Genomic DNA, 13,345 nt, shown 5'->3' on the forward strand with positions numbered 1-13,345 from the left:
CATCGACCTGCCGCAGCTTCGCGACGATCTCTTCAGGCTTGTGCTTCTTCTGCGGCATGCTCTCGTCCTCCAATGGCTGAAAAACCATACTTCAGGGAGGACCACTTCAGTGGGGGCAGACCACTGCCGATCGTGTGCATCGACGCACGACATGCGAACGCCGCCTTGAAGATGCGCCCCATCAAGACGGATCGCAACGATGCTGCCGGGCTGGCGCAGATCATGCGGATAGGCTGGTTTAAGCAGGTGCGCATTAAGAGCCGCGACAGCTATCAAATCCGCTCTCTTCTCGTAGCCCGAGAAACGCTCGTTCGCATACGGGTCAAAATCGAGAACGAGATCCGTGGTCTTCTGCGCACCTTCGGCGTGCTATTCGGCAAGCGCGTCGGTGGCTTTGAAGGCCGTGCCGACGAGATCATTGCCGGCGAACTTGATGTCTCCCCCGAGATGCGCCTGATCGCCGGGGCGCTGATGAAGGCCAGAAGCTCGGTCCTCGATCAGATTCGGTTGCTAGACAAGCGTCTCATGGCGATCGCCAAGACAACGCCGACCGCCCGGCTGTTCATGACGGCGCCAGGTGTCGGTGTCATCACCGCCCTTTCAGTCGCCTCCGCGTTCGATAACGCCTCACGCTTCAAACATTCATCGAGCGCAGGAGCCTATCTCGGACTGACGCCGCGTCGATATGAGTCCGGCGAAACGAGCCGCAACGGGCGAATATCAAAGCAGGGAAGCTGCATGACGCGGAAGCATCTGTACGAGGCTGCCACGACCTTGCTGACGCGCAATCTGAAGTTTTCCACGCTCAAGGCCTGGGGAATGAAAATTGCCAAGGCTTCCGGCTTCAAGAAGGCGCGCATCGCCGTAGCCAGAAAGATCGCCGTCATCCTCCACGCCATGTGGAAAACAAACACCCCATTCCGTTGGAGCCAAGTGACAGCATGATGACCGAAATGCTGCCAGACTGACCAACGGATGCGTCCCCGCCGGGACGTATGGCGCGGATTAGGCCGACCCTCTGAATGCAGGGCCAAACCGGTAACTGCGAGGACCACTTTGGCTGATCCACCATCTGACACCAACATGCGGCGACCATCGAGATCGACCGCGGAGAGAACCAAGAAGCCCGGCGTGTGCACTTACGTTACAAACGACCCTTGACCCATGCGATTAGAGAACTTCAGTGGGGGCAGACCACGCGCGACTCACGCGTTCACCGCACCACCACTTCGGTCCCTACGCTGACACGCTCATAAAGATCGCTGACATGATCGTTCAGCATACGGATACAGCCATTCGAGACCGCTTTGCCGATGGATGATGGCTGGTTGGTCCCGTGGATCCGGTAAAGGGTATCTTTGCCGTCCCTGTAGAGATAGAGCGCCCGGGCTCCCAGAGGATTCCCCGGGCCGCCCTTCAGGCCGCCGGCATACCTGGCATACTTCCCCGGGTCGCGCTTGATCATGTTCGAGGTCGGGGTCCACCTCGGCCACTTTGCCTTTAGTCCAACGACAGCTCGTCCCGAAAAGCGTAGTCCGGCCCGGCCGACGCCGATCCCATAGCGCCGGGCAAAGCCACCTTCTTCCATCAGGTAGAGGAACTTCGCCCTCGGATCGATGACGATGGTGCCGGATCGATAGCCGGAAAAGGCTACGCGTTGGGGCTTGAATTGTGGATCAAGCTGAAACTCACCGTGCGCGCCGGCCTCGGTGGCGAGGGCCATCCATGCGGCCACGCCCGCCAGAACTTGCCGCCGATTGATCATCTGCTGCTCCCTCAAATCGAAACCCATCATCGGTGAAGACAGATTATCCTGGCTGCAGTAAATCTTCCGTTGCTCTTGGCGCCCGCCAACCTTCCGGCGTCCTCCTTAGATAACGCGAGGGAGGGAAGTGGTGCGACTGGAAATACCGACCCAAACGCGTGCATCAACATTGGGCTTCGTGCGGATGATCCCGAGGAGCGGTGGCTTTTTCGCGGTCATCGGCTTCGCGTTTCCGCCAGCCCTCGGCAATTTCTCGGACGACATCTCGGCAAAGCGGCAATTGCATTGAACGCGTCCACTCAGGGTTGATCTGAGCGCATGGACGGTATGGCGGCCCGCAGGCTCTATGATCCTTGTTTCTAGACGTACGTCCGGCACCTGGTTAGGTCACCGCGATACGGTCGGTCAGCGAATGCTGCCTACGAGAATGTCGCGGTCATCGGCAATGGCAACCCATTTGCCAGCGTCCTCCTCTGACTGCCGCTTGAGATAAAGGTAATCGGTTTCGTTCCAGACAAGAATACGCTCATCCAGATTGTCCAGCACAAAGTCGCCCTCTTGAGTTCTGACTGTCAGCACAGCGTGGCCGGCACCGTTTCGCTGGCGCAGGACGGTGATCAGGAGCGCCGAGCGCGGAACCCCGATGCGCTCAAGCATATATTGCTTCAGGAGCGCATAGTCTTCGCAGTCGCCTTCGGTTGTGGGGTAGGACCAAAGCTCGGCGACGCCGAACATCTCTTCATCGGTTCGCGGGAAAATCGCGACGTTGACCGAGTTGTTGATCTCGCTCATCTGCGCCCAGAGTTCGGAGGTCAGCGCCGGGATGGCTGCCGGTGCATTCGGCTGGCACCCAGCCGGATACTGCTGACAGAATTCGTAGTGGCCAACGGGCTGCGACGTCCTGCCGGTCGTGGGCATCCACGAAGGATCAGCCGCCGCATTCGTGCAGGAAAGAATAACCGCAGTGATCCCAACTACGGATTTGGTAACCATGCTAAAGTTATTTAACATCTTCATCCCCTTGTTTATGGTCAGAAGAATGGCATGGAGAATTTACTTTAGAACCAAATTTTGCATGTCAATTTGTTTCAAATTCGAACGGAAAACTTCATTGGCAGTCGAGCGTGCTTGGAGCCCCGTCCGGGTTGAATGGCCGGGATGACGATGATTCGTAAGCGGTGGGCAACGGACATTGCCTTTTGGGCTTGACCGGTCTTGAGGGAGATCTCCGGCCTGCGAGGCGCAGGTCGCCTTTGAGTGCAACAAAGTTTGCAAAGTTTGTTGGAAAGCTGCCGCCGAAGGCGCCACTGGCTACTATGCCGGATATTGCGGCACGAAGTTCCAAGGCAGGAGTTCGTCGATACGGCTCTGCGGGTGGCCCGCGGCGATCGCCTCCAGGGTCGCCTTCACATAGCCGTAGGTCTCGACGCCGTCCAGCTTGCAGGTGGCCGATCAGCGACGAGAGCCGCGCCCAGCTCCTGCCGCCCTCGTCGTGGCCTGCGAACAACGCGTTCTAGCGATTGAGTGTCAGCGGACGGATGAGGTTCTCCACGAGGTTCGAATCCATCTCGACGCGGCCGTTGTCGAGGAAAACGCAGAGCCCGTCCCAGTGCCGCGTGACGTAGGCGAGCGCCTGTCCGATCGACGACTTGCGTGACAGCCGCGCACGCTGGGCACGCAGCCATCCTCGAGCTCGGCGACGAGCGGACGCGAGCGCCTGCCGCGATGCGACGCAGGAGATCCTCGGCGACTGGCGAGTCGTTCTTCGGCGTCGCCTTGATGACTTCGCGTCTCGAATGATGGTAGGGGCGCCCCCTTCCGCCGCGCCCCCTGGCGAGGAGCATCATTGCGCGTCACCCTTGAGGAGTTTCCGACATGCCGAATTCCATTCACGTCATCGGGCTCGATATCGCCAAGCCCATCCTCCAAGTTCACGGCGCCGACAAAGACGGCAGTCCCCTCGTTCGCCGAAAGCTCCGGCGCGATCAGGTTGAAGCATTCTTCCGCGACCTTCCACCATGCCTGGTCGGCCTCGAAGCCTGTCCGAGCGCGCATCACTCGGCGCGGCGTTTGCGCGAATTCGGCCACGAGGTGCGCCTGATCCCGGCGCAGTACGTGCGCCCCTACGTGAAGACCAACAAGAACGACGCTACCGATGCCGAAGCCATCAGCGAGGCCGTCATGCGGCCCACCATGCGCTTCGTTCCAATAAAGGAAGAGATGCAGCAGGAGATCCTGGTGACCCACCGCGTGCGCGAGATGCTCGTCGGCCAACGCACGTAGCTGATCAACCTATCCGCGGCCACCTCGCCGAGTTCGGCGTCATCGACCTGAGCCGGGCGCGCAACATCAGTCTCCTGACCACAAAGATCGAGGACGAAATGGATTTGCCCGGGAAAAGTGAAGAGCACCAACTGAGGAACCAGGAGATGTTCTATGGGAAACGGGAACAGGCCGACGCCGGAGTTTCGGCGTGAAGCGGTGTGGCTGGCACTGACCAGCGGCTGGACGCGGCGGGAGATCGCGGAGGATCTCGGCACTGGGTTATCGCCGCTGACGCGTTGGCTGAGCCATGAGCGCGATGTCAGTGAGCCAAGCGAGGCGCCGGTCGATCTGCATGCCGAGTTGAAGCGGCTGCGGCGGGAGAATGCGGTCCTGAAGCAGGAGCGCGACATCTTAAAAAACGATCAAGGGCCTTGGCCCGCCTGTGCGCGGTAGAAACGGGGGCATGCTACGGTGGTCGGCGGAGGGGAGCTGCCGGCTGCTTTTTGGACGCTCTCGTCGTTGGGTCGTCCAGCGGTTCTTCGGCTGGATCAGCTGGAACCGCCGGCTCTGGAAAGCCCCGGAGGCAACGACCGCCTTCCTCTACGCCGCCTCCGTCATGATCCTCATTCGCCGCCTCGGCCGGGCATCATGACCTTTCCGGACGGGCTCTGAGTGCGCGCATTGATGCCGTGGTCACCGGATCAGGCTATTCACACCTCAGCAGCACATGCGCTTGCTCATGTTGATGCTGTATTGCCAGCAGGAATCATCGTCGCGCTCTCGGTGTGTCCGAAACTAAGACTGAAAATATATGCGGCCAGAAGAATGAGAACGACGAGAAACACGTTGTTCCTTCTCTTTTGGCGGCGGAGATGATCACGCAGGGCCAAGCCAGCGTCATCGGCATCGTCGCCAGGGGCTGCAATTTCATGTGGATGGTTCAACTTCGGTCTCCAGATCAGTGTCATTAGAAGCGGGCGTGATCTCGCTCCGCGCCGCCTGCTCGAGCGCTTGGCTCGTTCATGCAGACAAGTGCACGGTTTGGGCTACTATCTCAGGGGTTGTTCGGCATACCAGGCGGCGACGGCATCGATCTGCTCCTCCGTCAAATTCTTTGCGATCTCGGCCATGATATGCGCGTACTCCGTGCCACCGCGCTTGTCCTCCTTAAAGAGTTGGAGGTGTTCGGCAAGGTACCATTCCGGCTGGCCCGACAAGTAAGGATAGCGCGAGTTCTTCTCGCGGCCCGCCGTTCCGTGGCAGCTCTGGCACGAAGGGATCTTGCGCGCCGGATGGCCCTCCAGCGCGATGCGGCGGCCGAGATCCAGAAGCTCCTCCCGCCCGTCCGGGGGGCCGGCGGCGGCGGCCGATGGGACGGCAAAGGACAGCACATCCGCGTCGCCCTCCAGCCGTCCGGCTTCGTCCTGCCAGCTGACGTCCGGAGCGCCAGCTGGCTCGTTCCTTTCGACGGCCGGAGATTCCGTCCCGTCAGAGCCTTGGTCTGTCGGGATCGCTGTCGCAAGCGGGGTGCTGGGCCGCGCCAAGCGCTCCTGTTCCGCCTGCCGCCTGGCGCCGGCTACTGCCGGCCCCGCCGCAGGCTGGCTCGAATACCATTGCGCCAGCCGGGCTAGCACCTCCTCGTCGTAGCGCTTGGCGGGCGGCTGCATGAAGCCGCTGTGGCGGATGCCGAGGGAGAAAGCCTGCAGGGTCGCGAAGAGGTAGGGCTCCGACTGGCCTGCGATCGTTGGGAAGGCACCCTCCGTCTCGCCTTCACCAACGCCCAGCCCATCGCGCCCGTGGCAGCGAGAGCAATCGTCGAGCGCGGCCGTAGTTTCGCCGCCGGCCTCCAGGCGGTTGTCGCCCCGCGCGCCGCCCAGCGCCAGCTCGGCATAGGTTGCAGCATCCATGCCCGGCAGCGCGCGCAGGAACGCGACCTGCGCCCAGACCTCGTCGTCGCGCGCCTGTGTCGGCCAAGCCGGCATGCCGGAATATTTGATGCCGTACTTGACGATCCAGAACAACTCCTCGTTGCTCCAATCGCCCAGGGCCTCCTCCAGGCGCGGCGGCGCGGGCGTCATCTCCTCCACAACCGGCGACTGCGGCACTCCGGGCGCGCCGTGACACGCGGCGCAGCCGGTCGCGAAGTGGCCGGCCGCGCGCTGGATCAGCACCGGATCGTTGAGATCGAGATCCTTGGGCATCCTGACGAGCATCGACTGCGTTTCGACGGCGTTCTCCATCGTCCAGCCCAGGAACCAGCGCGTGACCGCAAAATGTCCGGACGAGGCGGCGATCGAGACGAGGCCGGAGAAGCTGACGGCGAGCGCGGCCAAGATGGCGGCCAGAGTTGCAAGGGCGACCTTCTTCCAGGTCAGGACGAAGTCGATGCGCATCAGCTGTTCCCTTCCGGCGCTGGCGGCGGCTCGCGCAGGATCGAGGCGAGCAGGGCGAGGCCCCCGGCGAGATACGCCAATCCGCCGACGATCAGCATGATGACGCCGCCAAGCTGCTGGTCCTCCAGCGGCGTCAGGCTGGCGGCGGGCGAGCAGAGTTCGGCACAGGCGTAGAGCGGGCGGGGAGCGAGCAGCAGGAGCGCCCCCAGCAGCGTCATGTGCATGGAGGTCACCAGGAGGGCGCCGATACCGGCTGCCCGCGACGCCAGCCGCCCGGCGCCGGCTGCGCCGATTGCACTCAGCCAGACCAGGAGGCCGGCCGAGAGGAACGAGCCTTGCTCCAGAACGAAGACCCCGGTGCGCAGGCGCGCCGCGTCGTGGAGCGCCGGCGCGTGCCAGGCCCACACCGCCGCAAACTCGTAAAGTGACGCGGCGAGCGCCAGGCCCGGCGATACGGCGGACAGGAGCTTTGGAAATGCTCGCAACAGGCCGATCGCCAGCAGCGGCGAGGCGACGGCAACGACCCCCATATGCATGACCATATGCGAGGCGAAGGAGCCTCGGGCGCGCTCGGGCAGAGGCCCGAGCCAGAGAAAGACGAGCAGAAGGAGGCCGAGCGCCAGCGGCCAGAGGGGGGGCCTGAAGGTCCGCAGGGCGCCAGCTTGGCCCACGGAAGAGATGCGTGCGATGACGGTCATCGGCAGTCTCCGATCAGCAGCACCGGCAGGGTATCGAAGATCACCGCCACGAAGGACAGGCTGGCCAGCAGCAGGGTGGAGAACTCCAGGAACCGCTCGCGGCTCAGGTCCGTGTCTCGGTCGTGACGGAACCCGCCGCCATGGTGGCGCCATTCGCGCCAGGAACGCCGCAGCACCAGGCCGATCAGCACGAGCGAAACGAGCGTGACCATGCCGACGGCGACGCGGGTGCCGCCGATCGGCTCGAATATCTGCGCGTTGGGGGCGCATTCGAAGGCAACGAGCACGTAGGCGAAGAGGAAGTGAAACGCCCAAACGGTCGGCGCAGCGATCAGGGTCCAGAGCGTGTCGCGGGTTTGGCGGTCAGTCTCCATCGCAGGCTCCTCACACCGCCAGCGGGAACAGGGCGATGGTTGCCACCGTGATGAGGGCGGTGCCAAGCATGAAGTGCCAGTAGAGCGCGACATTGGCGATATCGATGTCGTAGACCCGCGTCAGCCGGCCGGCCAGCGAGCGCGCCAGGCAGTAGCTGAGCATCAGGGCACCCACCGCCGCATGGACCGCGGTCCATATCGCCAGGACCCAGACCGTTGCGGGATAAACATGGGCGGCAGGGTCGAGGCCGGTCGTGTAAGGCCCCCAGAGCAGCGCGGCCCCGGCGAGGAGGGAGATGACGGCGCCCCCGCCCATCAGCGCGCGAGCCGTGCCGATGTTCCCCGCGCTGTTGGAGCGATGCGCAAGCCGGACCGCGGCCCAGTTGGCAAGGAAGAGAGCGAGCGAAACGGCGGGCCAGAACACGCCGGGACCTTCCATCACCGGTGGCGGAAAATCCTCATGAATGGTGAAGAAGAAATAGTAGCCGAAGACGAGAGACAGGAACGCGGTGGCGTCGCCGGTCATGGTGATGAACATCGCCCACCAGCCGACGGATTTGTGGCCGGAGACATAGAGCGGCAGCTTGAGACCGAGCCCTACGTCCTTTTCGGGCTTCTCTGGAATGATGGCGGTGCCGCGCCAGAGCCAGACCATGATCGAGACGGTGGAGAGGACCATGGCCACGACCGTGGCGTACCAGTAGTGGAAGGTCGCGAGGATGAAGACGGCGCCGGTGAGGGCCGCGGCGATCATCGGCATGAAGCTCGGGCCGGGCACCCGCAGGCACTGCTCGGGCCTACCGTCCAGCACCGAGGTTACCATGGTCTCGCGCTTCATCTCCTCGGCGTCGGGCATGTAGAAGCGGCCCTTGTCATGATCATCGACGAAGTTCGGCTGGTCCCAGAGCGGGTAGCGCGTGGTGACGAGCGGCACCGAGCGCACCCCCCAGTTCTCGCTCGGCATGTTCGCCAGCCATTCCAGCGTGCCGGCGTTCCACGGATTGCGCTTGGCGTAGGGCTCCTTGCCGCGCGGCCGCAGGACGTCCCAAACCACCGTCAGGACGCCGACGGCGAAGACGAAGGCGCCGACCGAGGAGATGAGGTTGGGAAGGCCGAGGCCGAGCGCCTCGGGATAGGTCCAGACGCGCCGCGGCATGCCTGCCAATCCCGAAAAGTGCATGGGGAAGAAAGCGACGTTGAAGCCGACGAACATCAGCCAGAAGGCTAGTCTGCCGAGCCGATCGGAGAGCTTGCGCCCGCCCACCATCGGCCAGAAGTAATAGATGCCCGCGACGAGGGGAAAGAGCATGCCGCCGATCAGCACGTAATGGAGGTGGGCGACCACGAAGTAGGTGTCGTGCGCCTGCCAGTCGAACGGCGCCAGCGCCACCATCACGCCGGTCAGTCCGCCGATCACGAAGATGGCGAGCGCCCCGGAGGCGAACAGCATCGGCACCGAAAAAATCACGCGGCCGGTCAGGCAGGTTGCCAGGAACACGAAGATCTGCACGCCCGTTGGGATCGCCACCGCCTCGGAGGCGGCCGAGAAGAAACCGAGCGAGATCGCCGGCAGGCCCGTCGTGTACATGTGGTGGACCCACAGGCCGAAGGAGATGAAGCCGGTGCCGACGGCGGCGAGCACGATCCAGGAATAGCCCAGGATCGGGCGCTGGGCGAAGGTCGGCACGATCATCGCCAGGAGCGCAATGGCCGGCAGGAAGACGATGTAAACCTCCGGATGGCCGAAGATCCAGAACAGGTGCTGCCACAGGATCGGGTCGCCGCCGCGCGTCGGGTCGAAGAATGGCCAATCGAACAGGCGTTCCAGCTCGAACAGGATGTCGCCGGCGATCAGCGGCGGGAAGGCGAAGAGGATCATCCCGGCGACGACCAGCACGTACCAGCCATAGAGCGGCATCAGATTGAGCCGCATGCCGGGCGGCCGGCATTTGAGCGTGCCGACGATCAGCTCGACGGCCGCCGCGATCGAGGCGATCTCGATGAAGGAGAGACCCAGGAGCCAGATGTCCGGCCCGTAACCGGGGGTGAAGCGTTCCTGGGTGGTCAGCGGCGGATACATGAACCAGCCGCCGGTTGGCGCCTGGCCGAAGAAGATCGAACCGCAGACGAAGACGCCGCCGATCACGAAGCACCAGAAGCCGAAGGCCGACAGGCGCGGGAACGGCAGGTCGCGCGCGCCGAGCATCTGCGGCAGGATGATGATCGCCACCGCCTCAAAGATCGGCACGGCGAACAGGAACATCATCACCGTGCCGTGCAGCGTGTAGGCCTGGTTGTAGATGTTCGCGGTGAGGAAGTCGTTGTCGGGCGCGGCGAGCTGCACGCGCATCATGAGGGCCAGCACGCCCGCGAACAGGAAAAAGAGGAAGGAAGCCGCCGTGTACCAGACGCCGACTTCCGTGTTGTTGACGGCCGACCAGTAGCGCAAGCCCTTCGGCGCCGCCCAGACCTTCTTGAGGCGGTCCTCCTGCTCGCGGCGGACCGCCTCGTCCTCCTGGTCGCGGGTGCTGGCCGGGGGCACAGCCGTGCCCCACGTCGCCGAGGTATCCGCGGCGGACTCGTCCACGGCCGCGCCGTTCATCGTCGCGTCGCTCATTCGAGGCTCCCCAGCCATTCGGCTATTGCCGCAATGTCTTCCTCGGGCAGCACTCCGAAGGACGGCATCTCGACGCCGGGCTTGATATGATCGGTCGAGCGGGTGAAGGCGGCGATGTTCTCCTCCGTCGTCGGAAGGAGGCCAGCCGCAAGTGTCCTGCGACCGGCGACGTGCGTGAGATCCGGCCCGACGGATCCGTTAGCCTGCGTCCCCCTCACGGTATGGCAGGCACTGCAACCGTTCTTCAGGAAGAGGTCGAGACCGGGATGCTCTGTGACAGCCGCCGGCTCGGCTTGTGCCGCTACATAGGCGGCGTAATCTTCCGCCGAGACGGCCACGACGCGAAAGCCCATCTGGGCGTGAGCGTCGCCGCAGAACTCGGCGCAGACGCCGTTATAGATGCCCGGCTTCGTCGGTTCGAGCACTAGGCGGTTCACCCGTCCGGGGATCGCGTCCATCTTCCCTGCGAGCGACGGGACCCAGAAGGAGTGGATGACGTCCGGGCTGCCGAGCAGGATCTCGGTGCGTTCGCCGACGGGAATCCAGATCTCGTTGGCGCTTGGAATTCCCCCTCGCGGAAGGTTGCGCACCACGCCCGGCTCGCCCTCCACATTGTAGGCGACGCGCCACCAGAAGCGTTCGCCCGAGACCGCGATCGTCGGGCCATCGGCGGTCCGGCGCAGCTCCGGCATCATCTTCAGGCCCCAGAACAGAAGGGCGGCCAGTACGACGGTCGGAAACACGCATCCGCCCCAGATGATGAGGCGCACGCCAATCTTGTCGCTGAAGCCCTGCGGTCGGGCGCGGGTCGCGAAATAGCTCAAGGCCATCACGAAGGTCCAGATGACGGCCGCGCCGGTGAGCATGACCCAAAACAGGTCGAGTACGCGCTCGGCCTCCGTGCCCGCTGTGTCGAACGCCGATTGCGGACTGGTGCAGCCCGTCAAGGAGAGAACTGGAAGGAATAAGCCTGCGTGAATGATGCTAGTGATGCCGCATGTCAGCCTTCGCCTTTCTGATCTGCTCGAAATTGCCCGGTCCCCCTCATTCCGGCTGCGTACGCCGCACTTCCTGATTGGTTGAGGATTCTACATCCTCCACTAACTGGAAGAGCAAGAGAAAAATTTAACGAGCCGACGCGATCAGGGCGATATCTCCGACGGGAGCGGCATTTGGACTTGCCGTGCTTTTGTGGAGAGCGTTTAGCTCACTTCCCGGGCATTTCGCTCGAAGGCGATGGGGCTCTGGAAGCCTAGCGATGAATGCCGCCTGACGGGGTTATATAACCCGTCGATGTATTGGGCGACGGCGTTTTCGGCCTGCTTGCGGTGTCCGCGCCGTTCTGGAAGATGTAGAGCGTACGCGCACCAAATGGGTTATTCTGCCCGGGCGGCTGTCCGCCGTTCTCCGCGCTGTAGCGTTCGAGCTCAGGCTGACGCGCGATCATCTCGGCGGGAGGCGTCCATTTGGGCCATCGCCGCTTCCACTGGATGACGCCCTCACCCGACCATGTGAATCCCTGACGGCCAAGACCGATGCCGTACCTCATCGCCTTGCCCTCCGGGCGAACGAGATAGAGGAAGTACGATCGCGTATCGACGACGACGGTGCCCGGCCGTTCGCCCGTCGGGTCGTCGACGAGTTGGCAGTAGAAGCGCTGATCGACTTTGGTGAGATCCGCGGCCGGGACCGGAAAGTCCTCCTCCGGCATAGCCCGGTACATGGATAGGTAATAAGTCCGCCCTGAATAATGTCTAAGCCGTTGAAGCGACGCCCCCAGGAAGACGTTTGGAGGTATCCGGTTTCGCCGTTTTTGGCTGGCTTGCTTGCAGGAACCAGACAAGCCAAAGCGCCAGGACGGTGAGAACGAGGCGTAGATTGTGGGCGGCGGCCACGAGGAGTGCGTTGATGGCGTCGCCAGCATGGCCGAGGAGGAAGTTGCGGTCCAGTCGCCCATCGGTCTTCATGTGCCCGATGGTGGCCTCGATGGCCGATCGTCGTTTCAGTTCCCGTTTCATCGTGGCGGTCAGGCCGCGTTTGCTGCCGGCAATCATCACCGAGCCGGAGCCGGCATAGTCGTGACCGCGATAGCCCTTGTCGACGTAGATGCGGGCTGGATCAACACCGCCGATCTCCACCGCCTGGTCGACGGTTGCTGCGAGCGTGTGGCCATCATACGGATTGCCCTCGAAGGATTTGGCGGCCAGCACGAGGCCTTCCCGGTTGGTGGTTGCGATCGCGACCTTGCAGCCGAACTCGTAAGGGGTGCGGGCCTTGCCTTTCGAGATGCAGACCACTTCGGGTGCATGCAGCGAGTAGAGCTTGTTCCTGTCCTTCGGCTTCTGGGCCAGCAGCCGCTCAACGAGCCCCAGCAGTCGAGCGAACCTGGCCTCGAGTTCGGCGTTGCCGGCGATTTTGCGGCCGATGTCGCGGAACACCCGGCCGAGATAGGTCCGCAGCTTCTTCAGCTTGCGGCGCATCCGGCGGAACTGCCGGGCGTGGGCATAGCGGCCCGCCCGCACCGCGGCAGCTTTGGCAAGCCGGGTGTGGCTTTGCCTGAGCACGATGCCGTGCCGCTTCGCCTGGCGGACCAGGATCTGGATCGCCTTGAGGTAAAGCCGGCTGTCGGTCGGATGTGCGATCGCCTTCGGCTGCACCGTGGTGTCGACGGTGATCCGCTCCAGCGAGCTGGCTTTGGCGACCCCGGTATCGATCGCAACGTCGACGCTCGCCTTCAGCATCTGCCCGAGCGCCTCCGGCCCGATCCGCTTGCGCCAGCGCGTCATCGTACTGGCGTCGATCGGCGCCTCGTGCTGGAAGAACTCGAAGCCGCAGAAGAATTGCCAATACGGATTCTCAACCCAGCGATCGACCACTTGCTCGTCCGAAAGGTCGTGGACGTGCTTGAGGTAGTGCAGACCCACCATCAGTCGCGTCGGCTTGGCCGGCCTGCCAACCGGGCGATAAAAGCCGCCGAAGGCCTCGTCAAACCGCGACCACGCCATCAACTCTGACAAACGCGCCAGCGGATGATGCGGATTGATGATCGCGTCGAGACGCTCGCGAAAGAGATCATTCTTGCCGGATGACGGGCGGGATGGGCGCATTGCAAAACGTATGGCTCGCCCCGCCTGCAAGCGACTCTTTGACTGCTTTTCAGTCTGCGCCAACGTATCCGGTCTCGGGGCCATGATCCTCCCCGGCCAAGATGGAGCTTTCGCACGTACCGGTCC

9 protein-coding genes and 6 pseudogenes are annotated in these 13,345 nt (G+C 63.3%); 4 read left to right on the forward strand and 11 right to left on the reverse strand.

Annotated features, from left to right (window positions below; translation table 11 throughout):
* Nucleotides 1-945 (forward strand): IS110 family transposase (locus H9Q09_RS21920; protein WP_210315470.1); only part of this gene is annotated, 945 nt, incomplete at its 5' end.
* Nucleotides 946-1,213: 268 nt separating this feature from the next.
* On the opposite strand, the gene H9Q09_RS21925 is transcribed toward H9Q09_RS21920, so the two are convergent.
* The 3 genes and pseudogenes from H9Q09_RS21925 to H9Q09_RS22600 all read right to left on the reverse strand — a co-directional run.
* Nucleotides 1,214-1,795 (reverse strand): L,D-transpeptidase, encoded by a 582-nt coding sequence (locus tag H9Q09_RS21925; RefSeq protein WP_228242040.1) that lies wholly within the window; start codon nt 1,793-1,795, stop codon nt 1,214-1,216.
* A 375-nt stretch (nt 1,796-2,170) separates the two neighbouring features.
* A complete protein-coding gene (locus tag H9Q09_RS21930; protein ID WP_228242188.1) occupies nt 2,171-2,683 on the reverse strand; it encodes a transglutaminase-like cysteine peptidase in 513 nt (170 codons plus the stop codon).
* 396 nt (nt 2,684-3,079) lie between these two features.
* Nucleotides 3,080-3,511 (reverse strand): annotated as a pseudogene (locus tag H9Q09_RS22600) (transposase); the annotation flags it as partial.
* Between the two features lie 129 nt (nt 3,512-3,640).
* On the opposite strand from H9Q09_RS22600, the pseudogene H9Q09_RS21945 reads away from it, so the two are divergent.
* The 3 pseudogenes from H9Q09_RS21945 to H9Q09_RS21955 form a co-directional block, all read left to right on the forward strand.
* Nucleotides 3,641-4,045: pseudogene (locus tag H9Q09_RS21945) on the forward strand (transposase); the annotation flags it as partial.
* A 156-nt stretch (nt 4,046-4,201) separates the two neighbouring features.
* A pseudogene (locus H9Q09_RS21950) lies at nt 4,202-4,447 on the forward strand (transposase); the annotation flags it as partial.
* A 97-nt stretch (nt 4,448-4,544) separates the two neighbouring features.
* Nucleotides 4,545-4,682, forward strand: a pseudogene (locus tag H9Q09_RS21955) (IS5/IS1182 family transposase); the annotation flags it as partial.
* A 397-nt stretch (nt 4,683-5,079) separates the two neighbouring features.
* Here the strand turns inward: H9Q09_RS21955 and H9Q09_RS21960 are convergent.
* The 8 genes and pseudogenes from H9Q09_RS21960 to H9Q09_RS21990 all read right to left on the reverse strand — a co-directional run bounded on the left by H9Q09_RS21960 (nt 5,080) and on the right by H9Q09_RS21990 (nt 13,219).
* Entirely contained in the window at nt 5,080-6,423 is a 1,344-nt protein-coding gene (locus tag H9Q09_RS21960) for a c-type cytochrome (RefSeq protein ID WP_187392838.1), read from the reverse strand.
* On the reverse strand, nt 6,423-7,121 hold the full coding sequence (locus H9Q09_RS21965) for a cytochrome c oxidase assembly protein (RefSeq protein ID WP_187392839.1): 699 nt from the start codon (nt 7,119-7,121) through the stop codon (nt 6,423-6,425). The genes H9Q09_RS21960 and H9Q09_RS21965 overlap by 1 nt, the downstream gene beginning before the upstream one ends.
* A complete protein-coding gene (locus tag H9Q09_RS21970; RefSeq protein WP_187392840.1) occupies nt 7,118-7,495 on the reverse strand; it encodes a hypothetical protein in 378 nt (125 codons plus the stop codon). Before H9Q09_RS21970 ends, H9Q09_RS21965 begins: the two co-directional genes overlap by 4 nt.
* A gap of 10 nt (nt 7,496-7,505) precedes the next feature.
* On the reverse strand, nt 7,506-10,112 hold the full coding sequence (gene ctaD / locus H9Q09_RS21975) for a cytochrome c oxidase subunit I (RefSeq protein WP_246716286.1): 2,607 nt from the start codon (nt 10,110-10,112) through the stop codon (nt 7,506-7,508).
* Entirely contained in the window at nt 10,109-11,059 is a 951-nt protein-coding gene (gene coxB / locus H9Q09_RS21980) for a cytochrome c oxidase subunit II (protein WP_228242068.1), read from the reverse strand. Before coxB ends, ctaD begins: the two co-directional genes overlap by 4 nt.
* A 255-nt stretch (nt 11,060-11,314) precedes the next feature.
* Nucleotides 11,315-11,440 (reverse strand): annotated as a pseudogene (locus tag H9Q09_RS22605) (IS3 family transposase); the annotation flags it as partial.
* Nucleotides 11,440-11,835, reverse strand: a pseudogene (locus H9Q09_RS22725) (L,D-transpeptidase); the annotation flags it as partial. The pseudogenes H9Q09_RS22605 and H9Q09_RS22725, both read right to left, overlap by 1 nt.
* Nucleotides 11,836-11,866: 31 nt before the next feature.
* Nucleotides 11,867-13,219, reverse strand: a complete 1,353-nt coding sequence (locus tag H9Q09_RS21990; RefSeq protein WP_187392842.1) for an IS5 family transposase — start codon at nt 13,217-13,219, stop codon at nt 11,867-11,869.
* Between the last annotated feature and the right edge of the window lie 126 nt (nt 13,220-13,345).

The organism is Aurantimonas sp. DM33-3, from assembly GCF_014334315.1.
Taxonomy (GTDB): domain Bacteria; phylum Pseudomonadota; class Alphaproteobacteria; order Rhizobiales; family Rhizobiaceae; genus Aurantimonas; species Aurantimonas coralicida.